Origin of the sequence: Rickettsiella endosymbiont of Xylota segnis, from assembly GCF_964019545.1 — a bacterium.
Taxonomy (GTDB): Bacteria; Pseudomonadota; Gammaproteobacteria; order Diplorickettsiales; family Diplorickettsiaceae; genus Aquirickettsiella.
Genome location: NZ_OZ026451.1, coordinates 193,579 through 218,289, shown reverse-complemented (window position 1 = coordinate 218,289; position 24,711 = coordinate 193,579). Strand labels below are relative to the sequence as shown.

General features: G+C 36.6%; 20 protein-coding genes. 9 read left to right on the top strand and 11 right to left on the bottom strand.

The window, feature by feature from the left end; translation table 11 throughout:
* Positions 1-209: 209 nt before the first annotated feature.
* The 5 genes from AACL18_RS00985 to phrB all read right to left on the bottom strand — a co-directional run bounded on the left by AACL18_RS00985 (position 210) and on the right by phrB (position 6,840).
* Positions 210-1,961 (bottom strand): glycoside hydrolase family 18 protein, encoded by a 1,752-nt coding sequence (locus tag AACL18_RS00985; protein WP_339050771.1) that lies wholly within the window; start codon positions 1,959-1,961, stop codon positions 210-212.
* 287 nt (positions 1,962-2,248) lie between these two features.
* Positions 2,249-3,523 carry a hypothetical protein gene (locus AACL18_RS00980; RefSeq protein ID WP_339050770.1) on the bottom strand — a complete coding sequence of 425 codons (1,275 nt, stop codon included), beginning with the start codon at positions 3,521-3,523 and terminating at the stop codon, positions 2,249-2,251.
* A 277-nt stretch (positions 3,524-3,800) separates the two neighbouring features.
* Positions 3,801-4,535 carry an oxidative stress defense protein gene (locus tag AACL18_RS00975; protein ID WP_339050768.1) on the bottom strand — a complete coding sequence of 245 codons (735 nt, stop codon included), beginning with the start codon at positions 4,533-4,535 and terminating at the stop codon, positions 3,801-3,803.
* 488 nt (positions 4,536-5,023) lie between these two features.
* The gene (locus tag AACL18_RS00970) at positions 5,024-5,362 is read right to left on the bottom strand and encodes a hypothetical protein (RefSeq protein WP_339050766.1); all 339 of its coding nucleotides are present in this window, start codon (positions 5,360-5,362) and stop codon (positions 5,024-5,026) included.
* Positions 5,363-5,424: 62 nt separating this feature from the next.
* Positions 5,425-6,840: a deoxyribodipyrimidine photo-lyase gene (gene phrB, locus AACL18_RS00965; RefSeq protein ID WP_339050764.1), complete on the bottom strand. Its 1,416-nt coding sequence runs from the start codon at positions 6,838-6,840 to the stop codon at positions 5,425-5,427.
* 75 nt (positions 6,841-6,915) lie between these two features.
* Between phrB and AACL18_RS00960 the strand changes: the two genes are divergently transcribed.
* Both AACL18_RS00960 and AACL18_RS00955 read left to right on the top strand, forming a co-directional pair.
* The gene (locus tag AACL18_RS00960) at positions 6,916-7,884 is read left to right on the top strand and encodes a hypothetical protein (RefSeq protein WP_339050762.1); all 969 of its coding nucleotides are present in this window, start codon (positions 6,916-6,918) and stop codon (positions 7,882-7,884) included.
* Positions 7,885-8,045: 161 nt separating this feature from the next.
* Positions 8,046-8,708: an HAD family hydrolase gene (locus tag AACL18_RS00955; protein ID WP_339050761.1), complete on the top strand. Its 663-nt coding sequence runs from the start codon at positions 8,046-8,048 to the stop codon at positions 8,706-8,708.
* Positions 8,709-8,710: 2 nt separating this feature from the next.
* On the opposite strand, the gene AACL18_RS00950 is transcribed toward AACL18_RS00955, so the two are convergent.
* Both AACL18_RS00950 and waaA read right to left on the bottom strand, forming a co-directional pair.
* Positions 8,711-9,379 (bottom strand): riboflavin synthase subunit alpha, encoded by a 669-nt coding sequence (locus AACL18_RS00950; RefSeq protein ID WP_339050759.1) that lies wholly within the window; start codon positions 9,377-9,379, stop codon positions 8,711-8,713.
* A 12-nt stretch (positions 9,380-9,391) separates the two neighbouring features.
* Positions 9,392-10,657 carry a lipid IV(A) 3-deoxy-D-manno-octulosonic acid transferase gene (gene waaA, locus AACL18_RS00945; protein ID WP_339050758.1) on the bottom strand — a complete coding sequence of 422 codons (1,266 nt, stop codon included), beginning with the start codon at positions 10,655-10,657 and terminating at the stop codon, positions 9,392-9,394.
* 117 nt (positions 10,658-10,774) lie between these two features.
* Here waaA and djlA point away from each other — a divergent pair, with 117 nt between their 5' ends.
* The 5 genes from djlA to AACL18_RS00920 all read left to right on the top strand — a co-directional run bounded on the left by djlA (position 10,775) and on the right by AACL18_RS00920 (position 16,588).
* Complete coding sequence (gene djlA / locus AACL18_RS00940; protein WP_339051659.1) at positions 10,775-11,599, top strand: co-chaperone DjlA; 825 nt, start codon at positions 10,775-10,777, stop codon at positions 11,597-11,599.
* The gene (gene rpe / locus AACL18_RS00935; protein ID WP_339050757.1) at positions 11,599-12,264 is read left to right on the top strand and encodes a ribulose-phosphate 3-epimerase; all 666 of its coding nucleotides are present in this window, start codon (positions 11,599-11,601) and stop codon (positions 12,262-12,264) included. Before djlA ends, rpe begins: the two co-directional genes overlap by 1 nt.
* Before the next feature lie 11 nt (positions 12,265-12,275).
* On the top strand, positions 12,276-12,668 hold the full coding sequence (locus AACL18_RS00930) for a hypothetical protein (protein WP_339050756.1): 393 nt from the start codon (positions 12,276-12,278) through the stop codon (positions 12,666-12,668).
* Between the two features lie 161 nt (positions 12,669-12,829).
* Complete coding sequence (locus tag AACL18_RS00925; protein WP_339050755.1) at positions 12,830-15,280, top strand: LPS-assembly protein LptD; 2,451 nt, start codon at positions 12,830-12,832, stop codon at positions 15,278-15,280.
* A 12-nt stretch (positions 15,281-15,292) separates the two neighbouring features.
* The gene (locus AACL18_RS00920) at positions 15,293-16,588 is read left to right on the top strand and encodes a peptidylprolyl isomerase (RefSeq protein ID WP_339050754.1); all 1,296 of its coding nucleotides are present in this window, start codon (positions 15,293-15,295) and stop codon (positions 16,586-16,588) included.
* Positions 16,589-16,604: 16 nt separating this feature from the next.
* On the opposite strand, the gene AACL18_RS00915 is transcribed toward AACL18_RS00920, so the two are convergent.
* From AACL18_RS00915 to mnmG, 3 genes are all read right to left on the bottom strand, one after another.
* On the bottom strand, positions 16,605-17,102 hold the full coding sequence (locus tag AACL18_RS00915) for a hypothetical protein (protein ID WP_339050753.1): 498 nt from the start codon (positions 17,100-17,102) through the stop codon (positions 16,605-16,607).
* Positions 17,103-17,259: 157 nt separating this feature from the next.
* A complete protein-coding gene (gene mfd / locus AACL18_RS00910) occupies positions 17,260-20,709 on the bottom strand; it encodes a transcription-repair coupling factor (RefSeq protein ID WP_339050752.1) in 3,450 nt (1,149 codons plus the stop codon).
* 16 nt (positions 20,710-20,725) lie between these two features.
* Positions 20,726-22,594, bottom strand: a complete 1,869-nt coding sequence (mnmG, locus tag AACL18_RS00905; RefSeq protein WP_422395908.1) for a tRNA uridine-5-carboxymethylaminomethyl(34) synthesis enzyme MnmG — start codon at positions 22,592-22,594, stop codon at positions 20,726-20,728.
* Between the two features lie 88 nt (positions 22,595-22,682).
* Here mnmG and AACL18_RS00900 point away from each other — a divergent pair, with 88 nt between their 5' ends.
* Positions 22,683-23,438, top strand: coding sequence for an FKBP-type peptidyl-prolyl cis-trans isomerase (locus tag AACL18_RS00900; protein WP_339050750.1), 756 nt, complete (start codon positions 22,683-22,685; stop codon positions 23,436-23,438).
* Positions 23,439-23,613: 175 nt separating this feature from the next.
* Positions 23,614-23,853, top strand: coding sequence for a CsbD family protein (locus tag AACL18_RS00895; RefSeq protein WP_339050749.1), 240 nt, complete (start codon positions 23,614-23,616; stop codon positions 23,851-23,853).
* A 36-nt stretch (positions 23,854-23,889) separates the two neighbouring features.
* On the opposite strand, the gene rsmA is transcribed toward AACL18_RS00895, so the two are convergent.
* Positions 23,890-24,705, bottom strand: a complete 816-nt coding sequence (gene rsmA / locus AACL18_RS00890) for a 16S rRNA (adenine(1518)-N(6)/adenine(1519)-N(6))-dimethyltransferase RsmA (protein ID WP_339050748.1) — start codon at positions 24,703-24,705, stop codon at positions 23,890-23,892.
* Positions 24,706-24,711 lie beyond the last annotated feature (6 nt).

Here is a 24,711-nt window from a genome sequence, read left to right as displayed (position 1 = left end):
TTTTACTCGCAGCACGTAAACAACACCAGCTGCACTTTCTTTAATCGACGTTGGGTGTGGATTGAAAACCTCATCAACTCCAAATCGCTGAACAAAGGACCTTAATTGAATAAGATGTGTCGTCAATTAAATAAAAGGTTTTTGATTAAAAAAAAGAGTGCCTAAAAAGCACTCTTAAAATTAAATAGATTAAATTTTTTAAGTATTATTTATTTTTTAGATTTTCCAGGCATATTAAATTCTTTACCTTTATTATATAGAGGGTCCATAGAAAAATTTTCCTTAATGACCTTATAGCCCATACCTTCTCTGCAAGCATTGGCTAATAACCCATCATCTTGATCGGCAGACCAACTAAAACAACCTGCTAAACCATGCTTTTTAACATAATCCCCTTTGTTCTTTGCTGTTCGGGGTGTATCAAGGGATATGTAATGTTTAGTATTAGGATTATATAAAACATCGGCATCGGCATCAGTATCGGTCATAAGATGGAAGTCATTCTTACCTTGAGCAGCTTTTCCTTCTAAATCAAAAACGTTTTTGATTAAATCAAAGAATTCATAAGCACCGTTTTCAAAACTTCCCAAAGCTTTACCTTGTATATTATATTTTAATGAACTCAAATCAGCTTCTGCTGCAGCACGAGCATAGTTTGCCACACCTAAATGAATCATATTGGTTGGAATGCCTTCACTTTCCAAATAATTCAATGCTTTGACCCCAGCAAAAGCAGAGAGTAGTGATTCCTGTAAATTGCTATGATGCGCTAAGCTGGGTGCCCAACCAGTACCAAAAAAGTCATAACTCATCAAAAAAATAAAATCTAGACCCGCATTTTTTAAACCTGCTATGTTACTAAACTTCATTTTTTCAGGATCAGCACTCATCGCAATCGTGATGGTTTTTGTTTTTTTACCAAATGTAACATCCAATGCCGAGCGTAATTCTTTAATTAGTAAGGCATAATTATTACCGTCGTTTTCGGGATCTACATGATTTCCTGCATTTCCTTCGGCGCCTGGATATTCCCAGTCGATATCAATACCATCAAACATCGGAAATCTTTTCATGAAATCAATGGCACTATCGATAAACTCTTTGCGCATGTTTTGATTTTTTACCATATCAGAGAAAAATCCTGATAAGGTCCAACCTCCTACGCTAAAAGAGTATTTTAAATCGGGATTTTTTTTCTTAAGCTCTCTCATTCCACCTAATAAACCTGCTGCTTTTTCTTGTTGATAAAAGTTGAGGTAATTGTCATAAGTTAAGTCCATATGTCCTTGGCTTAAACCTACATTGGTATAAGTTGCGAGATCCCCCCACGGATCCATTAGTACAATGTGTCCCTCTTTCATTGCAGTGGGTGCTTGCTTATTCCAGCCGTCAATTGATTTCTGCATTACTGGAGCTTTTTCTCCAAAATCTCCACAGATACCCATGAAAGAAAAGATAATTCGATCAAATGCATTTGGGTCGATTTTGTTTAGATCAAAACCACGTCCAGCTTGCGTAGGATCCGTTTCATTTTGCAATCTTGCATCATATTGACACCAGTCAGTGATATAAGCAGATAACTTAGGTTTTGTTTCAGACTTTTCGTAAATATTGTAAACAGACTTCGCGACACGCGCTGAAGTATACGAAAGATGGGTACCCGATCCATCTGCTTTATAACCTACTTGCTGATAGGTGGCTTCTGTTTTAGGATCCCTGCAGATTAATTTGCTGCAATCTTCGGTACTATCACAACTTGTTGGATTTCCTAAGGCTATTTCTTCGCTCGTTGCTGGGCGATCGCTACGCCAAGGATTATGATTCGGGTCTTCTTGCCATTTGCCTGGGCAATGTTCGGCTTCTACCCACCAACCATTTTTCCAAATCTGACTAGCAAAAACCACATAAAAAGGTCCAGCACCACTTTGATGATCCCAGGGGACTACTTGATCGTTATTCATACTCATAAACTTCCTTATAATTAAAATATTAAATGCACGCAAATTAGTTTACTCAGAAGCGTGGTGCATTCAATTGCTTTATATAGTAAGGTTGAACATAAGGTAAAAGGATGTAACGCCATAGTTTCGAGCTGCTAGCTACAGGACAATTACACTTCATTTGAATGGAACATATGGCTTAATGAAATGAAATTAGCCCTGCTGTTGGTAGGATATAATTAGAGACGATGCTAACCTTTGTCGGAATGTTGCTGTATTAGTTTTCCCGAATATTTATTTCAATACCATTAACTAATACTAAAATTATTGGAAGGATAACAAGATGAATCGGTTAAGTTATTTAATGTAGCATTCGAATTAGCTGGATTAATTGCAAATAACTGTGAATTATTATAAGTGTTATTGGTTATCCCCATACTTTTACTTTGATTTTGCTCAATTACTTGTTGTAAATTATTTGATGTAATCCCATTTCTCTGATTTGTATTTCTAATTTCTTCAAAAATATCGTTTTGCTTTTCCTCATAAATTTTTTGGCGTACTTCAGAACTATTTAATATAGATTCAGTCAAATTATTACAAATTAATTGCAGTCGCTGCAGACCTTCTTTGAAGAAACGGTTGGATTTGAAAAAATTAGAAGTACCATTGCATAAAAGATTTTTATCCTCTTCATCTATTTTTTTAGTATAAATTTCACATAAATCTATTTGTAAAGACTCATTTTTTTCTTGTCTTTTTTTGGCAAAACAAGTTTCATCTAATAATATATTTAACGGTTTACCTTTTGCATATGGATCATTATCTCGCTGCAAAGAAGTACAAGCTATTTTCTCTATGCGTCTATAATGCAATAATTTTACAAATAGAATAGAATCTCTGTTTAAAGAATAATTTCTTTGCAGACTTAATATTTTATAAAGGGTGTTTTGAGGAGATGCTCCATTTGAGTTAGCTATACTTAGTGGAAAATAATTATTTAGGTTCACTTGCAGAGTCGAAGCATCTGAACTCAATGCTTTTAAAATATTGTCACATAATTTTATCTTTTCACCAATGGGAAGATTATTAATTTTTTCAATACATATTGCCAAATTTTCTGGTTTTTCTAAATTAGCTCTCCTGCCATCTGGTAAACAAGCTCTTAATTCATTAATAAATTGGAGTTTTAATGATGATCCGCAACTATTTTTCTTCACCGACTCAAGACCCTGATTAATAGAGACTTCTAAAATTATTTCTTCAGAATCAATTGATTGGCAAGATTTTCTTTGTATAAAATGAATAAAATTAACGATTAATTGAGTTGCCAAATCACAACTTAGTTCATTAAAAGCTTTTTTTTTAAAAAAATTTTCGCCTAAGGTAAATATATTTTTTTCATTTAATAGCGCAGATAATGGATTTAAATAGCTTGTTACATAGAAACACGCAAGCTCGCTAAGGTTGATTCTACAGGGTGAGTTGGTAGTGTTTCTCCTGAAAAAAAAACCATTCATTTCCTCTAAAAAACGCCTTATAACTTGTCTTTTTAAGTCAACAGTTTCAGTTGTATTTTTCAAAAATAAAAATTCCTTTATTTAAATTTAATTTTCCAAATATTTTCTTAGTTTACATTAAAAAATATCAATTACAGACAACTCTTTTCCAGGAAAAAAATTTAAGAACAGAAAACGTCGTATATCGTCAACTGAAACGGGAAAATGATCTGTTGCGCCGTGAATGGGATAGCTTAAAAAGTTGTTTTAATTATCTACGTTGCAATCATCTAACTTCAAACCTGAGCGTGGGAGATTTGAGTACCTCCGGGGGCGCACCAGTAAAATCTCGACAGTCTTGTTATCTTGTTTTGCTCATAGGATTTTCCAAGCCAAAAACTACTTCAACTTGATCCTTAAAGTGGATGCTTTGTTGTTGATAAGTTTGCGATGGGGTGCTTATAGAGGCGTTTTCAGCGCGTAGAAACATAATCGGTAGTGGCGATTGGTCATTGTCTCCTCGATAATGAATGCTATAAATGGGCCCCAGTTTAACTTTAAACCCATCCGCTAATGACGTGGCGAGAAAGATTGCATTTTGAATGGCTTTTTTACGTACTTGCTCACGATAGTTACTAGGTTTTGCTACGCCTAATTTTATCGCTTGAATCTCATTTAAACCTAACTTGAGTGCTCCATCCAATAGTTGATTAAGTTTCCCGATCTCACGCACTGTAACTTGAACCTGACGTACTGCCCGAAATCCTTTTAGTTCGGATGAGCCATTCTGATAATCATATTCTGCTTGCGTGCTTAAATTAGCCGCATTAATATCTTTTTGCTCAATCCCATTTTTACGTAAAAAATCAAAATACTGCGTGACACGTTTATCAACCTTCTGTTTAGCATCAACTGCACGTTTAGCCGAATAGTTTACTTCAATTGTTATCGTTGCAATATCTGGGGTTGCATCAATACTGGCAGTGCCTATCGTGCTTAGATATGGAGCTGCTGGGAGCTCGTCAGCGTGGGTCAAAGACAAAACAGATGTTGTTATTCCTATGCTAATTGCTAAAATCAGCGTCTTTAATTTCATTGCGCCTCCAATAACGAAAGTACTTTTAAAATTTGATTTAGAAATTCTATGCATTGTCAGTAAGGAATAATAGCAATGAGACCCTTAAGTTAAAAGGTTCTGCGCCCTTGTGTTTGTCTAGAGAGATTTTTAAATTCTGAAACAAGGCGTAAACAAACTAAACTTTGATATCCTTGCAAACTAATCCAACTCTTCATTCTCCGCATCCTTAAATTATGCTTATTTCTGGCGCAAAATCAGTGCTTTCCACAGTCCAATTTTTCTATTTTATCACCCGAAGGTCTCAGGCGATTATTAGTAGGCATGAAGTTATCTCCTGATCATAGACTGTTACTTGAGTTTTGAAAAATCTATATATGCTTTTTATGGTATTAGCAACATTTTTCTGACGATATCAAAAGGCAAGTAGTTTTTTTCAACAAAAGATGCAAGGTAAGCTGCAAATTTTTTTCCCCAGGTTGCACCAACAACACTACATGACAAACTGTTTAAGGAAGCGTAGTGGATCCAGCTAAACCATTGTAATCAATGTTCATGGCACAGGAATATCGAGAGGGGTCCCCCATAGGCACATTTACTCCATTATGTGAGATAGGCGCTGTTACATATTGGCAGACCACATTGATTCCTTGCAAATATTGCTTACTCATTCCTGCATCGGGATGTACTTTAGGACCCGTCAGATAAGCAAATAATTTTTTAGCTTCCACACCTAGTATGACAACGTTCATTACATTAGGGAGTGCTAAGCAGTTATGAAACATGCATGTCAGCAATAAGAATGAAGCTGACATATGGATCATTCTAACTTTGCTTTTTGCTTGCATAATGTTTCCTCAAACGAGAAATTTTAAAAATAGTCGACAATTTTTAAAATTTCCAGTTAGTATTAAAGTGATTTAAAAGCTTTAATTGTTGCCATACGTGAGTCTTTAAAGTCAATGATTGGTTTGGGGTAACCACTTTTTAAAGCCAATGCGGGTGCACGCTGATGGGGATCATGAATTGTTCGCGCATTAAATGAACGCAATTCAGGGCAATACTGGCGAATAAAATCTCCATGTGGATCAAAACGTTCGCTTTGTCGTAATGGATTAAATATTCGAAAATAAGGTGCAGCATCGGTCCCCGTAGACGCGCTCCATTGCCAGCCGCCATTATTCGCCGCTAAATCTCCATCAATCAAATGGCGAATAAAAAAATCCTCGCCTATGCGCCAATCAAAAAATAAGTTTTTGGTTAAAAACATTGCAACTATCATGCGTAAGCGATTATGCATCCACCCGATTTGTTTTAATTGTCGCATCCCGGCATCAACAATAGGATAACCGGTATTACCCTGTTGCCAAGCGTGTAATTGTTTTTCATTATAATGCCAATTTAATTTTTCAGTTTCCAATCGGTAAGGCTGATGCATCGACAGACGCGGTACCGCATCTAATAAATGTTTGTAAAAATCTCTCCAGATTAATTCATTGATCCATGTCGTTGCGCCTTTATTTCTGCCATCATATTCACCTTCGTTGGCCATTAAGGCGGCCAGTAAACATTGACGCGGTGAAATCATTCCCGCTGCCAAATAGGGAGATAATAAACTTGTACCTTCCAATGCGGGAAAATCACGAGTTTTGTGATAGTTAAACAAATCATTTTTTATAAATTTTTTAAAACGGCGCTGCGCTTCTTTCTCGCCCGACGGCCAAACGATAGTTGTATAAAAATTAGGTAGCTTGAGTGGAACTTTACTGGATCGAATATCTAATGTGTGTTGTGATTTAGGTAGTGAGTAATGCGGAACGATATTTTGATTATTCAATAGCAATTGCAGATAGGCTCGTTTATAGGGTGTAAAGATACCAAAAGTTTTTCCTTGCTTAGTTTGCACAGTGCCCGGTGGTAATATAACTTGATCATCATATGTATTACATTTAATAGCATATTGACTTAAATAATTACAAACAATTTTATCGCGTTGCTTTTCATCTACTTCATATTGTTTATTAAAAAATAACTCTTTCAGTTTATATTTTTTCATGGACTGATATATTATTTTAGGAATATCTACAGTTTTCTTTACCTGTTTGATTAATAGGGCAATACCTCGTAATTGCAGACTTTGACTTAATTCAAATAGTCCAGTGAGTAAAAACTGAACTCGGCAGGCCGCCATATGATGTTTTTTCCAAAAATGAGTATCGATGATATAAATACCTAGAATCCCATCTTTACATTGCTGAGCAGCATGATACAGCGCTGTATTATCATGCAAGCGTAGATCTTCACGAAACCAGACCAGACCTTTCATAAAGAAATTTCCAAGTTGTTGATACTTATAGTGTATGATATGGTTTTATTATAAGTATAATAAATAAGGTGGGTTATGCCAAAAACTGATTTTTGTTTAATTTTTTCTGAAAATTCTTATGCTATTTTCGACAATCAATCCATCCAAATTTTAAATGTCACCGATTCAAAGGATAAAAATTTTCAATTGCAATTTAGATGTATCCATGAAAAATCCAAAAAAATTGATTTTTCAATACTAAAAGACTATTTAGAAGAAAACGTCAAAAATATATCTCAAACACGAATATTGCAGTATCCAGGCTATAAGCCAACGCAGATGGATAAAATTACACGTGCCCAAGAACTTTTTAAGTTATTTCCAGAAATTCAACATGCAGAATTCATTTATAATAAAGTTCTTTTTAGAAAAGATGGAGAAGAAATAAAAGATAAAAACATTATAAATTTTTTTAAAATTTTTTCTTATCAAACAAATACTAAAAACACTCAATTGGGTTATGAAATTCCTGAAACTTATACTGAAAACGTCATCCCTAATTGCTGTATCTATTCTATTAATAATGAAAAAACACTTAGTAATAAAATCTATCTTTTTCCTTATAGATCTACATCCATCCAAAATCTAGCTAGTGAAAAAGCTCTGAAAGAATTCCCAGATAATGCTCAGAAATTAAAAATTCTACATTTTGAAGGAGATACACACCCTTATCGCGATATCTATCTAATACTACAACAAAGCATTGGTGAAGTCTTTGAGCATTTAGAAAGGCCAAAATTTTTTGGGAAAACTGCCACTGATAAAATCGAAATATTCTTAGAGCTCTCTAAAATGATTAGTAACAAGGAATCATTGGAAAGTATTAAAGATTTTTTGAATAGATATGATAAAGTTGAAATCCTTTCAAAACACAGAGATCCCTGGGGATTTTTTGCTTTCTTTAAAGGTGAAACTTATTCAGCCTGCAGGTGGAAAGAATTAGGAAAAATGCTTCAAAATCCAGATCAAATAACAGAAACTCCTTTATCACGCCCATCCAGATAAAATTATTTGACAACACTATTAGGTTTTTAGAAATTTTTTAAAGCCTAATAGTATTCTATAGTTACTAGTCGCATTATTCTTTTGCTTTACCAATTAAATTTATCCAGCTACACTTTTAATAGGAGCTGTGAACTTTGATCTTCTCACATAAGTAAAGCTTTATGAATAACTATAAATTACTTATTCTCGATTTTGATGGCACACTTTGCGCTACACACAATGCCATACTTTTCTGCATTAAGCGTACCTATGAAACATTACATATGACGATACCAAATCATGATTTCATCGATGAAACCATCCGTGCAGGTTTAGGTATGGAAAAAAGCTTAGAGACTCTTAGCCCCGATCTTACCCAGCAACAAATCCATCACTTATTAAGTACCTACGAAACCATTTATTTAGCTGAAGGTGAAGAAAAAAGTGCGCCATTTCCTAAAACCGCCGAAGTATTAGCCAAACTTTTTGCAGCGGGTTACATTCTAATTGTGGTCAGCAACAAAGCAGTTGCCGCAGTGAACACGGCACTCGAACGTTTTCAATTAAAGCAATATATTGTCATGGTCATTGGCGACACTAAAACACTGAGAAAAAAACCCGATCCTATGGCATATATCGATTTTATTAAACCCAAATATGCAAATATAAGCCCGAGACAGATCTTAATGATAGGCGATACACCAGCCGATTTACTATTTGCGCAAAATATTGGCGCTGACTCTTGTTGGGCTGAATATGGATATGGTGATAAAAAATCCTGCTTAGCCATTCATCCAACTTATACAATTAAACAATTAACTGATATTTTGGCTATTTTATTTTAAATTTAATGCCTGCTTGTTAAGAAATGCTCTAACTTTTTTTCTATCGCTGTTAATCGGTCATCAATATTGGAAAAATAATGTTGCACGGTTTCAACCAGCAACATAGTTTTCATATCAGGTTCGATATTAACCTTATCCCCAATATTTTTATTGCCAAAATTGGTCTTACGTAAGGTTTCGGGAATCAAATGCACTTCAAAACTATGTTGTTTTTTATCCGTCAAACCTACAGTTAAACTGGAACCATCCACTGCTATATAAACTTTCGGCTTGATAAAGGCAAAACACGTTTCAGAAGTTTGAATAGATAAACATACGCTCTCACCATTGATTTTTTTATCGATTATCGTCCCTGTCTCAAAAATATGACCGCTCAGTTCATGTCCTCCAATTTCATCACCAAAACCTATGCTTCTTTCCACACTGACTTTTCTCCCAATAAAAAGTTCATTCAACGTGGTTTTGGCTAAAGTTTCTTGCATCGCATCAAAGCTGACTTCATATCCACGTATCGCAACTACGGTTTGACAAACACCATCAATAGAAACACTAGAACCTATTTTTAAATCTTTTGCCAACTCTTCATTTAAAGCGACACTATAATGGAATAATCCAGGTCGCTTGATAAGTGACTTGACAACAAATAAACCTTGTGTAATTCCAGAGTACATAAAAAAATCAACTTAAATCAATAAATTTTCAATTAATTGCATTTGCTTTAACACAGAACCTTTATTCTCTGCCACAAACTTTTTAGCTTCATGAGACATTTGCTGGCGTCGCTCTGGATCAGATAATAAAGCAATAACTTGCTCTGCCAACTCTTTAGCATTAGTCACCTGAATTTCCACATGTCGCAGTTTCAGCTGTTCAGTAATCGTTGCAAAATTAAAAGTATAAGGACCGGTTAATATAGGTAAGCCAATGGCAGCGGGCTCAAGAGGGTTTTGCCCGCCTTTTTCCACTAAACTTCCACCTACAAAAGCAAGATCGGCTGCTGCATAAAAAATAAGTAATTCTCCCATGGTATCGCCGATAAAAATATCAACATCACTCATCTTAGACTGATTATGATCGCTGCGTTTGATAATCTTATAAGTTTGGCTATTATATAGCTGTTCCAATTGAGGAACACGATCCACATGTCGTGGTATAGAAACTAATAGTAAGTCAGGAAAAAAACGACGCGCTTCGGTAAAAGCTTGAAGAATAAGCTCTTCCTCACCAGGATGAGTGCTTGCAGCAATCCAAACTGGCCGGTTTTCTCCCCAGATTTTCCGCCAGTGCTGTGCCTGTTCAGTCAGATTTAGGGGAAGTGTCAAATCAAATTTAAGACTTCCCGTAACCCGCATCTTTTCAGCTGGAAAACCTAAAGCGATAAAGCGATCGGCATCCGCTTGAAACTGTGCAGCAATGATATTAATGCTGTTTAACATCTTATGCATGAGCGGTAAAATACGTCGATAGGATTTAGCGGAACGCTCAGATAATCGAGCATTGACAAGGACTACTGGCACTTGGTACAACTGGCAGCTTACTAGAAGGTTAGGCCAAAGTTCTGTTTCTATTAGAATCAGCAATTTTGGTTGCAGGGCCTTAAAGAACCTCCTTAAGACCAGGGGTAAATCATAAGGAAAATAAAGCTGCGTGACGCTATCGCCTAATTCAACGCGAATACGTTCAGCCCCAGTTTTAGTTTCATTAGTCACAATAATGGGAGTAACTGGATAACGTTGCTGTAAAAGCTTGATTAGTGGTATCGCAGCCAAGGATTCACCTACTGAAACGGCATGTACCCAAATCCCACCTGGTAAGAAAGGACGTAAACCGAACCCTAAACGTTCATGCCAAAATTGTAAACCATTGGGAATTTGACGATTTTTTATCCATAAACGCAATAAAATAAATGGCAACAATAAATAAAAAATTATTGTATATAAGAATCGCATGACTTAATAAAATTATAATTAAATATTCTCACGGCGAGCTTATCGTTTATTCAACTTTAAGACAAGATAATATCCTGTTAATCTTATACGCAAAATTTTATGAATTTAGGTTTTAGCATGAATATATGGGGCAAGCTCATCGGCGGGTTTTTTGGTTTCCTTCTTGGAGGGCCATTTGGGCTTATATTGGGCGTCATCATTGGGCACCTCTTTGATCGTGGCCTTAATCAAAACCAGGGTTGGACTTTCTCTTCTGTCAACCCAAGCGCAGCACAACAAGTTTTTTTTGATAGCACGTTCTTAGTAATGGGGCATATCGCAAAACTAGATGGTCGAGTTTCGGAGGCAGAAATTCAAGCTGCCAGGGCCATAATGAACCGCCTAGGTCTTACTGAAACCATGCGCCAAAAGGCTATCGACCTTTTTAATCAGGGTAAACAAGCTTCCTTTAATTTAGAAGAAACCTTAAAAAAACTGGTCCAAGCTTGTCATCGCAATAAGGTGTTACTTAAGCTTTTCGTAGAAATACAAATGCAAACCGCCTTGGCTGAAGGTCATCTCACAACGGATAAACAAAGAGTATTGCAGAAAATCTGCCAATATTTAGGTTTTGCACCACTCAATTTCAGCTTTTTTGAACATCTATTCAATTTTGAGCAAGCTTTCCGGCAGCAGTCTTCTGGTCAGAGGCAACAAGGCTATTACCAATCCTCGCATTCTTCTCATCAGCTGAATCTAAGAGACGCCTATGCTATCTTAGGCATCTCTGAACAAGCATCGCCGGCCGAAATTAAAAAAGCCTATCGAAAACAAATGAGTCAACATCATCCTGATAAATTATTAGCTAAGGGTTTACCTGAAGAAATGATAAAAATAGCGACTGAGAAAACTCAAAATATCAAGGCTGCTTACGATCGTATTTGTGCTGCTAAGGGGATATAATGCACGATTTAACTATTTCCGCCTCTATTTTATCTGCAGATATGGGGTGCTTAGCAAAGGAATCGGTTGCGGTATTGCAAGCAGGTGCAAATAGTTTGCATATCGATGTTATGGATAATCATTTTGTACCCAACTTAACCTTCGGTCCATTAGTCTGTAGTGCTTTACGCAAGCATCTCCCTCAGGCTTTTCTAGATGTGCATTTAATGGTAAATCCGGTCGATCATTTAATTAACGCTTTTGCTGCAGCCGGTGCTAATCAAATTATTTTTCATCCTGAAGCCAGTACCGATGTCGTAAAAAACTTGAAACAAATTTGTCGCTTAGGTTGTAAAGCCGGTTTAGCTATTAATCCACAAACTTCATTAAATTGTTTAGATGATAAATGGGAAAATTTAGATTCGATATTGATGATGTCTGTTAATCCTGGTTTCGCTGAACAACATTTTATTCCAGAAGTTTTAAACAAAATTTCATCCGCCAAAGAATTAATTTCAACTCACAAACCTACTATTCGATTAGGTGTAGATGGAGGAATTAAAAAAAATAATATTGCTGAAATCGCCAAAGCCGGTGCAGATACTTTTATTTTAGGCTCTGGTATTTTTAATACTGAAAATTATACCTTCGCCTTAACTGAGCTACGATCAGAATTGAATTTATAAGGAAAAATAATATGCGTTACTTCTTAGCCTCTTGCGTACTCTTTTTTTTGTTAAGTGCTTGTGCTAGTACAGCAAACTATCAAAAGCAAATCGATAAATGGCAAGGGAAAAATATTCAAAGTCTTATGTCCAAATGGGGTGCGCCGGATGCAGGGATCCAATTACCAAATGGTCATAAAATCTATCAGTACACTCAAAAAACAATGTATTCTATCCCTGATCCTAAACGCTCTCCTTTGCGTACCAATAATGGAAACCTTTTCTCTAGCTATGATGAGCCTTGGAATACACACCAAACGATCGTTCGCTCTTGTCGAACTTCATTTGAAACAACCCCTGACGGCCGTATTATCCATATAAGTTTTAAAGGAGATAATTGTGTCTCAAGCAATTTTCTCCCTTAAAACTCTCGGCTAAGTTCGATCCAGGGAGCTAAAAAAAATAAATGAACAATAGGAAAAAAAGGAAGCTGACTCCTCAAAAAGAAGATTCCATAACCCTTCAATGGCTATTTTATTTTGCTTTTTTTTGTTTTGCCTCACCTGGTTTGACGGCAGAATTGACTATGTCACAACAACTGGGTTGGATACCTAGTAAACTAGGTATTTGCAAAGGGCAATACTTAGATCCCTTGCAGGCTTATGCGAAAACACCTTTAAGTAAAGTCCAGCAAGCTCTTACGCATATTGATGCCGCACAATCCCATTTTTCATTTGAAGGAACTTCTACATTAAGTGGGAATGTTATTATCACGCAACCAGGCCGTTTATTATATGCCGATCAAGTTTATTTTTATCGTGATCCAAAAACAGGGAAGATTACGAATATGGATCTACTCGGTGAAATTAAACTTCAAGAACCTAATCTTTTAATCAAAGCTAAAAAAGCCCATTTAAATTTAAATAACCAAAGTGGTTATCTTACTGATATTATTTATCGAATTTTATTAAGAAATACCACTATATTAATGGGTACCAACGAAGGTATGCCGATTAATGCTTGGGGCTCGGCAAGTAGCGTGGAGCAAACCTATCCTGGATTAATAATATTACATAATAGTACTTATTCAACGTGTTCACCCATTAATCCAACTTGGAAACTGTCCGCTAAAAAAATAATATTGAATCGTGATACTGGTCGCGGCAAAGCTTATAATACCTGGTTAGATATTCGGGGGACGCCTATTTTATATAGTCCCTATCTTGCTTTTCCAATTGATGACAGACGTGAATCTGGCTTCTTATTTCCAAATTTTGGAACTTCTTCGCAATCAGGAATAGGAGTTGGTTTCCCTTATTATTGGAATATGGCAAGTAATTATGACTTTTTATTTACACCCACTGTTTTAAGCAAGCGTGGAGTACAATTAGTCGGTCAATTTCGTTACCTCACCCATCAGAGTCGCGGGAATATCATTGCCAATTATCTTCCCTATGACCGAGCTGCGGCTCGGCTTGCAGACCAGATCCCTTTACTTTATCCCAACACCAACCCCCTGATCTATCCAAGTACCGCTAGAAAGTCTTTTACATGGCAAGAACAACGTTCATGGACACCCCGTTGGACAAGTACGGTAAACTTTAATTGGGTCGGGGATGATTATTATTTACAGGACTTTAACCAGCCACCGAGTATCGCTATTAATCAACTTGCACAACAGGCACAATTAAATTATACCGGCGATATTTGGAATTTTACGACGAGTATTAACCGTTATCAAACATTACACCCTTTAAATCAATCGCCCGTTAACAACCCTTATAATAGTTTACCTGAGATCGATTTAAATAGTATCACGCAAAATGTTCATGGGTTTAATGTTCAAATTAGCAATCAACTTACTTATTTTCAACGTTTAAATGATCCAGGTGAGTTAATTAAACCGCCGCAAGCACTCCGTCTTAATCTTTTTCCTTCCATCAGTTATCCAATGCGAAGTAAAGATGCTTATCTTATTCCACGCGTTCAATTGAGTCTGACTCACTATAATATAATGAATCAAGTTACAGGCTATAAAAGCGAAATCCAACGCACAACGCCTCTATTTAGTGTAGATAGTGGTTTGTATTTTGATCGCAAGACTCATTGGGGCGAACTTTCTTATTTACAAACATTAGAACCTCGTCTTTTTTATCTAAATGTTCCTTATCGTGATCAAAATAATATTCCTATTTTTGATAGCGCACTTATTCCATTTAGTTATGACAGCCTTTTCATGACAAATCGTTTCAGTGGTTATGATCGTATCGGTGATGCTAACCAAATTAGTTATGCACTCACTACTCGATTATTGGATCAATACACGGGTGAAGAAAAACTAAGAGCCAGTATCGGTCAAATATATTATTTTAAAGACAGGCGCGTTTTTTTATGTAGTCCCTTAGAAAGACAATTAAGCGTACCTGGAACTTTATGTGCTAATCCTATTGCAGTTCCTGGCGCCACTTCACCTACCGAAAAATTTTCTCCTATTGCAGGCCAGATCAATTACAATGTCAATCCACAATGGAGCACTACCGCCAATGTTGCCTGGGATCCAACCAGTCATGACATTATTAATGCTGCCGCTAACGTACAGTATCATCCTCGTCCTAATCAGTTATTTAATATAAATTATGGGCGTATCCGTTATGGCGATTTGTTTGTCACTACACCGCCAACACCCCCGAATAGTCATCAAAATGATTTTAATAGATTGGGTTTTTCTTTCTCAACACCACTTAAACGTCAGTGGAGCACGGTCGGCGGGTGGAACTATAATTTTAGTCATAAATATTCGCAAAGCTTTTTCTATGGATTACAATATGATAGTTGTTGTTGGGCATTTCGAATTGTCGCTGGCCGAACTTTTTTTGCCCTAAATCAAAATAGCAGTCCAATATTTAATAATGTTGTTTATTTCCAATTTCAGCTCAAAGGCTTGAGTACCGTAGGCATCAGTGATATAACCAGCTTTTTAACTAGTAATATCCCCGGCTATACTGATAATTTTCAGTCTAGTGCAACCCACTTTTAGTAATGAGCGATTATGGACTTCCTTAAAAAAATTTTTCCATTCATTATCTTACTCAGTAGTGTGTTTTCTCCTAAGCCTTTATATGCCATTGAACCCTTAGATCGTATCGTCGCGGTTGTTAACAACCATGTCATCACGCAGCAGCAGCTAAGTGAACAAATTGAAATGACACGACAACAATGGCTATCTGAAAATAAACCCATCCCAAATTCTGCAAGCTTTCGCAAGCAAGTACTCAATCAAATGATAGACAATGAATTACAATTGCAATTAGCCGCTAGTTCAGGATTAAAAATTAATGAAGCTGCGTTAGATAAAACCATTATGGATATTGCGCAACGCAATGGTTTTACGCTGCAACAATTACGAGAAAAGTTGCAACAAGAAAATATACCTTATGCCAAATACCGACAACAAATCCGTCAACAACTTATTATTAGTCGGCTGCAACAAGATGAAGTCGCTGCGAAGATTACCGTTACGGATCAAGAAATCAAAGACATGTTAATGCATATGCCAAAATCAACTCCGCAAAAAGCAGCTTACCATGTTGAAGATTTGCTTGTTCCGTTTCCCACCAAGCCCTCCACCGCTGAAATAACTCGCATAAAAACAACTGCTTTATCTCTACTGCAACAAGCAAAAAACGGGACTTCCTTTCAAGAATTGATAGAAAAAGCTAAGCAATTTAATCCTCCATTAACCGGGGGAGATTTAGGTTGGCGCCTGCTTAATGATTTACCTGATATTTTTCAAACACCAGTGCAAAAACTTAAACCTGGCGAAATAACTGGCCCCATCCAAGCTGACAATGGCTTTCATCTCGTTCGCCTATTAGAAATGCGAGGCGATAATTCAACCCCCCATTATGTGACTTCCACACATTCTCGACATATTTTAATTAAAACCTCTCCATTAGTTAACAATCAGCAAGCAGAATTACGCCTTAAAGAAATTCGTGCAGACATTTTGCGCGGTGGTAGTTTTGCTGAGCTGGCAAAAAAATACTCACAAGATCCAGGATCTGCCTACAAAGGTGGTGATTTAGGTTGGACTTTACCGGGTCTATTCGATCCTACTTTTGAAGCACAAATCAATAAATTGGCTATCAATCAGATTAGTTTACCTTTTCAAACACAGTTTGGTTGGCATATCGTACAAGTCTTAGGTAGAGCGCAAAAATTACAAACATCACAGAACGTTACACGTGAGCAAGCTGCACAGTTAGTTTATCAACGTAAATTTCAGCAAGCTTTAAAAAACTGGTTCCGCCAAATACGTAACCAATCTTATGTGAAAATTATCTAAATTTAGCTATATATAATTATTGGTAACGCGGTGTAAGGTGAAATTGGCAGACATCTGCTTTAGTAATTTCATCATCCCCGCAAACGTAGGAACCAGAATTTCGAAATGTTCGCCAATTATTGTTGACATCGTTTATAATCGTTCCCTTCTTAACACGTTTTACTTCTTCTTTTTCCATAGCCAAAAGAAAATATCTGTTGCCTTTCTTTTTATAAGTACACGTTAAAGAGCCTGATTTTTTTTTACTAGACGGATAGTAATATGCTCCTATAAATTCATCTACTGTACTATTTTCATCGTAAAATCTTTCTATTTTATTATTCTTAGGAGTTCTATAAAGAAAAAAAGTTTCCTTCCCCGTATGAACATCTTCTTCGCCGAGCGGAAATATCATTGTGCCATTTTCAGCAATTCTTGCATTAATAGTTGAGACATTTGGACAAGAATATCCTGCCACCGCTTGCAAAATGGTCGTAAATAATAGGCTCAAGGTTGAATACTTAAATATTTTCATAAATCTAAAAATCCTTTTAAATTGTTTCTGTGATTCTATCAATACAGTAAAAAACAGATTAAGCCGCAAACTCTAAACTTTACAGAATAATATTTTAAAATTTCATGGCTTATCTTTTTAAAAAAAGCCAAGGAAATTTACCATATTAAAAAAATATTTACATAAATTTTTTTAATAAATTGTAAAGATTTTTTATTCTTAATTCAGGCAAGGATTGCTCGAAATTAAAGCGTAGGTGCGTGGGCCCATCCAGTTTATACAAGGTTGGATAATTTTGAATTAATTGGATGATATCTTGGGGATTGATATTAGGGTTTTCATTGAATTCGATGCGTCCTCCCTGAGGTCCGGACACAATCTTTTTAATGCCAATTTTGTTGGCGATTAATTTCAACTCGCTTAGTTGAAATAGATTTTTCAACGCTTTTGGGAATAAACCAAAGCGATCAATCATTTCAACTTGGAGCTGCTCTAATTCTTGTACATCTTTTGCATGAGCGATACGTTTATACAGCACTAAACGCGTATGAACGTCCGGCAAATAATTTTCTGGGATTAATGCGGAAATTTGTAAATCAATTTCTACTGCATGATTAGTTGGTTTTAGCGCAAGCTCGTTACCTGATTTTAGTGCAGCTACTGTTTGTTCGAGTAATTCCATATACAGCGAAAAACCTATGGATTGCATATTTCCACTTTGCTGTTCACCTAAAACTTCACCTGCACCTCGAATTTCTAAATCATGCATGGCTAAAGTAAACCCGGCGCCAAGATCTTCTAAAGAGGTGAAAGCTTCTAAACGTTTTTTCGCATCGGCTGTCACCATTTCTTTAGGGGGTGTCATTAAATAGGCATAAGCTTGATGATGAGAGCGACCTACCCGACCACGTAATTGATGAAGTTGTGCTAAACCAAATTTGTCCGCACGATCAATGATAATGGTATTAGCAGACGGGACATCAATTCCGGTTTCGATGATCGTTGTACAAACCAATACATTAAAACGTTGATGATAAAAATCGGCCATCACGCGCTCAAGTTGAGTTTCACGTAATTGACCATGTGCCACTTGAATGCGTGCTTCTGGGACTAATGCTTCTAATTCTCTGGCTGTTTTTTCAATACTGTCTACTTGATTATGTAAAAAATAGACTTGGCCTCCTCGAAGCAATTCGCGCAATATGGCTTCACGGATCAAACTGGTATTACGCATCTGTACAAAGGTTTTAATCGACAAACGTCGCGCTGGCGGCGTAGCAATAATTGATAACTCTCGCAAACCGGATAAAGCCATATTTAAAGTACGCGGTATAGGTGTTGCGGTTAAGCTTAAAATATCTACTTCTGCGCGTAAGGCTTTTAAGCGCTCTTTCTGTTGCACGCCAAAACGATGTTCTTCATCAATGATCAATAGACCTAAGCGTGGAAACTGTAATTCTTTACTTAATAATTTGTGTGTACCTATCAAAATATCAATTTTTCCCATTTGCAAACGTTCTAGAATTTTTTTCTGTAACGTAGCACTACGAAAACGCGAAATCATTTCAATCTGTACTGGCCACTCAGCAAAACGATCACTAAAGTTTTGATAGTGTTGTTGGGCTAATAATGTGGTCGGGACAAGTATGGCGACCTGCTTATTGGATTGTACCGCTAAAAATGCAGCACGCATCGCAACTTCTGTTTTGCCAAAACCGACATCACCGCAAATTAATCTATCCATAGTTCGTTCTGAAGTCATATCATTGATAACTTGTTGAATAGCTTGCTCCTGATCCAGTGTTTCAGTAAAAGGAAATTGAGCGGTAAATGCTTGATAATCATGCTCTGGTAGGTGAAAAGCATAACCCTTATGCGCAGCGCGATGGGCATAGATATCGAGTAATTCAGCAGCAACGTCGCGCATTTGTTCAACAGCTTTACGTTTTGCTTTTTCCCATTGGTCAGAACCTAATGGATGCAAAGGAGCATGCTCACTATCATTTCCACCGTACCGACTAATCAAATTAAGCGACGATACAGGAACATATAATTTTGCTTTAGCAGCATATTCTACTATCAAAAATTCATTTTCTTGACCATCTATTTTTAAATGCTGTAATCCTCGATAACGTCCCACACCATGATCAACATGAACCACTGGATTACCCTCGGCTAACTCCGCTAAATTTCGAATAATCGTGCGAGCATCTAAACCTTTAGTTTTAATTTGCCGTTTTTGGATAATCTGATTACCAAATAATTGAGCTTCACTAATTAATACCAAAGGCGGTTTTTCTAAATAGAATCCTTCTTCTAATGGGGCAATAATGATATAAATACGTTCAGAAGCCTGCAGAAATTCTTGCCAAGTTTCGCAACGATGGACTTCAATAGAAAATTTATTGAGTAAATCCAACAACACTTCTCTGCGACCTGCGCTTTCCACGCAAAATAAAACTCGAGCTTGTGGATCTTTTAAAAATTCATTTAAAAAGACATTTAAATGTTGTAAAGGGTATTCAAGCTTATGATCAACCGATAAATTAGGAAAGTTTTTAACGCGGGAATGATAAGTATCATCAGCTGCTGCTGAAGCTTGCTGTAGCAAAATCCTCGGAAACTCTTTTAAGCGCGTAAATAATGTATCCACGTCTAGATATAATTGTTTAGGCGCTAATATTGGTCGTTCTATATCATACCTAAGTTGTTCATAGCGCTCATTAACTTCCTTCCAAAAATTTTCTGCCGCTAACTGGACATTATTAACTTGCAAAATTAACGCTTTTTTTGGAAGATAATCAATCAATAATTGTGTTTGTGGAAAAAATAACGGTAGATAATATTCTATTCCGGCTGGCGCGCGCCCTTCACTCACTGCTTCATATAGGGGGCAGTTTAGAGGATTACCGACAAAATTTTCGCGCCATTGTTGACGAAAAAAATTGATTGCAGATTCGGATAAAGGAAACTCACGTGCCGGAAGCAAATTTATTTTTTCTATTTTTTCTATAGAACGCTGTGTGTCGGGATCAAAATAACGAATACTATCAATTTCATCATCAGCAAAGTCTATACGAAAAGGCAAATCGCTGCCCATAGGAAAAACATCTAAAATGGATCCCCGCACAGCAAATTCACCACGCGTTAAAACTTGTGATACACAATGGTAACCACCTAACTGTAAATTTTTTCTTATAACCTCGATAGATCTTTTTTCACCACTTGAAACATTCAGGCTGGTTGCTAGTATGTAACTAAGTGGAGCAATACGTTGTAATAAGGTGGTGATTGGAACCAACAATAAACCCTGCTTTATTTGATGCAATTGAGCTAAGGTCGAAAGTCGTTGCGAAATTATATCCTGATGCGGCGAGAAATGATCATAAGGTAAAGTTTCCCAGTCAGGGAAATTCATGATGGTTAAATACGGTGAAAAAAACTTTAACGCAGCTTCTAGTCGATTTGCCATTAGATTATCTGGCGTAACCACTAAAATTGCGCCTTCATAGCTATTCGCTAGCTGGTTTAAAGCTAATGCAAGACTATCTTGTTGTAGGTTGCTTAAACGTAAACGCTGCCCTGCTATTGTGGGAATGGATAAATTTAAAAAGTCAGAAATAGGCATAGTTGCTTAGTTTATTTTACTTTTTTATAGAGACCAACAACAAGGAAATTGCTGCAGGTGTAATCCCAGGAATACGTGAAGCCTGGCCTAAAGTTAGTGGTTTATGTTGAATCAACTTTTCTCTCACTTCATTAGAAAGGCCTTTCACTGCGTTATAGTCTAAACTCAGTGGTAGCGTAATATTTTCATAACGCGCTTGGCGTTGAATTTCCACTATTTGACGATCAATATATCCTTGATATTTAGCTTGAATTTCGATTTGCTCTGCAATCGCTAAATCGGCAATTCCTGGCCCTAAACCTTCCAGTTTCATTAAACTCTTGTAATTTAACTCTGGTCGAGTCAATAATTCAGAAACTCGATAATCTCGCGTTAAAGCTTGTCCTAGATGAGCTTCTATAGCTGTACTTAAAGATGTATTAGGTTTGATTGAAAGTTGTTTTAAACGTTGTTGTTCTTGTTCTAAGGTGTAGCGCTTAACATTGACACTTTGCCAACGAGCTTCATTGATGAGCCCTAATCGATACGCCGATTCACTTAAACGTAGATCCGCATTATCTTCACGCAATAGCAAACGATATTCAGCACGACTAGTAAACATCCGATAAGGCTCGAGCGTACCCTGCGTAATCAAATCATCAATTAATACACCGATATAAGCCTCATCACGACGCGGGCACCACGCTGATTTTTCTTGCGCTTTTAAAGCGGCATTTAAACCTGCAATGATTCCTTGCGCAGCCGCTTCCTCATACCCCGTTGTCCCATTTATCTGCCCCGCAAGAAATAAATTTTCTAGCAATCTCGATTCTAAAGAGGGAAAAAGATCGCGTGGATCAAAAAAATCATATTCGATTGCATAACCCGGACGTGTAATATGCGCTTGTTCTAATCCTTTAATACTATGAATCAAATCAGACTGTACATCGAAAGGCAGGCTTGTTGAAATGCCATTAGGATAAACTTCATGAGTATTGAGTCCTTCAGGTTCAAGAAAAATCTGATGGGATAATTTATCCGCAAAGCGTACTACTTTATCTTCAATAGAAGGACAATAACGAGGGCCTATTCCATCTATGACACCACTATAAATAGGCGAACGATCTAATCCTGAACGAATAATCGCATGGGTTTTTTCATTAGTATAAGTAATAAAACAACTTATTTGTGTGGGATGTTGCTCTATCTTTCCTAAATACGAAAATACCGGTAAAGGATTATCACTGGGCTGCTCCAATAAAACTTTAAAATTGATGCTACGGCCATCTAAACGCGGAGGTGTTCCTGTTTTTAAACGTTTAATCCGCAGCGGTAATTGACGCAACTTTTCAGCTAAGAAATTAGCCGCCGGATCACCTGCGCGTCCTCCTTGTGCTTGTTGCAAACCTATATGAATTTTTCCTGCTAAAAAAGTACCGGCAGTCAATACCACGGCCTTTGCATAGAAACGTAATCCCATTTGCGTTACCACACCCACAATACGATTAGACTGCAGGATTACATCATCGACACCTTGTTGAAAAATAAATAAATTAGCTTGATTTTCTAGAGTTTTACGAATTGCTTGTTTATATAAACTACGATCCATTTGCGCTCTTGTTGCACGCACTGCCGGCCCTTTACTGGCATTCAATGTACGCCATTGTATTCCTGCCAGATCAGCAGCATGAGCCATGATGCCACCTAAAGCGTCAACCTCTTTCACTAAATGACTTTTTCCAATTCCTCCTATAGAGGGATTACATGATAATTGCCCTAGCGTTTCAATATTATGTGTTAACAATAAAGTAGACGCGCCTAATCGCGCTGCTGCCAACGCCGCTTCTGTGCCAGCATGACCTCCGCCGACAATAATGACATCATAGTCTGTTGAAAATGGCATAATTTTAAATTTTTATTAATTAACTATAGTTTTCTAACGAAAGTTAGGGCAATATATCGGTTTTTAATACCGTCTCTCAAGAGGAAATCCAATGATAAGATTACCTGTATTGACTGCCCTGGCTAGTTTACTCATCAGTTCAAACATACTGGCTGCACAGAGTACCTCTCCAGTTACGGTTAATCAACTCAAAACCACAGCTACTTTTCCAAAAATAGTCAGTAATTCCCCTGTTCTTAAGACTACCAAAGGTCAAATAAGCTATAGTATTGGTGCCGATTTAGCTGAAAATTTTAAAGAACAAGGCATCGATGTCGATCCAGTTGCTTTAGGAAAAGGATTGGCGGATGGTTCTCACGGAAAAACATTATTAACCCAAGCACAAATGGCGGATATTTTGAAAAACTTTCAACAAGAATTGATTAACAAAAAACAAGCTGAATTTAAAGATATTAGTCTTAAAAATAAAGAACAAGGTGATTCTTTCTTAGCTGATAACAAAACAAAACCAGGTGTTATAACTACTAAAAGTGGAATTCAATATAAAGTAATAAGTGCCGGCAATGGCGAAAGCCCAACAGACACTTCCATGGTTAAAGTTGAATATACCGGAAGTTATACTAATGGTACTGTTTTTGAGAAATCAAAAGAACCTGTAACTTTTCCTCTAAATAATGTGATTCCTGGTTGGATAGAAGTTCTAAAGATCATGAAACCAGGCGCAACCTATCAAGTCGTAATTCCACCTCAATTGGCTTATGGTGAGCATGGGGTTGATAAAGCGATTGGGCCTAATCAAACACTCGTATTTACTATTCATCTTATTGAAGTAAAGAAGAGCGCGTAAATTTAATCTAAATCCATTGTATTGATAAAAATTCAGCAAATTATTTGTACGATGGATTTTAAAAAATAAACCCCCTTTGTTAGCTTGAATGTCCTTAAACTTAAGCTATACTGGTTTAAATAAAAATTAAAGGGAAAATTTTTTAATGTATTTTCATTAACTCAAGGAGATAGGCATGGATTCAGAAGATCTAAAAGGAAAGTGGGAACAAATTAAAGGTAAATTTCACGAAAAATGGGGAAAGTTAACGGATAACGATTGGATGGAAGCCAAGGGAAATAAAGAAAAAATCATCGGTAAAATTAAAGAGCGATATGGTATTGCAAGAGAAGAAGCTCAGAAACAATATGATGATTTTTGTAGAGAACACAAAGATAAATTTTCCAATCATGACCATGACAAGGACCGCCATTAAATTAAAATCAGTAAAATTTTTAATTCTCATCCCACATCAATCTATTGAAGTGGGATTGTCTAATTGATCTCTTTTAACCACAAAATTAGCTAATTTAACATAATCACTAACCGCCAATTGTTCAGGTCGCAGTGTCGAATTAATTTTTAATTGTTTGAATTCATGTTCTTGTAAGTAATTAGCCAAATTGTTACGTAGCATTTTACGTCGATGATTAAATGCATTCCTGACTATTTGAGCAAAAAGGATGCAATCATTGGCTTTATAAGGTAATTCTCTATAAGGATTAAGCCGGATCACGGCCGAATCTACTTTTGGAGGTGGTTGGAAAGCACCTGATTTCACATTAAATAGTTTTTCTACCTGACAATAATACTGAATCATCACACTCAGACGACCGTAACTGGCTTTCCCAGGGGAGGATGTTATTCTATCGACTACTTCCTTCTGCAGCATAAAATGCATATCTTGAATGATATTAGCTTGCTCAAGACAATGGAACAATAAAGGGGTAGAAATATTATAAGGAAGATTTCCCACTAAACGCCAAACTTGTTCAGTCTTATTCAGGGTATGAAAATCAATTTTTAAAACATCTCCTTGGTAAACCATTAATTCTCCAAGTGCAGCACATTTTTTTTGTAAGAGGGGAATGAGATCTTTATCAAGCTCTATTACAGTTAAGCTTTTAAGATGTGGTAACAGTCGCTCGGTTAGCGCCCCCAAACCCGGGCCAATCTCAATCATATGATCGGTTTTTTGAGGCGCGATGGCTTGTACCATTTTATCGATAACAAAACTTTCATGCAGAAAATGTTGACCGAAGCGTTTACGTGCCAGAATGGGTAACATTATTTA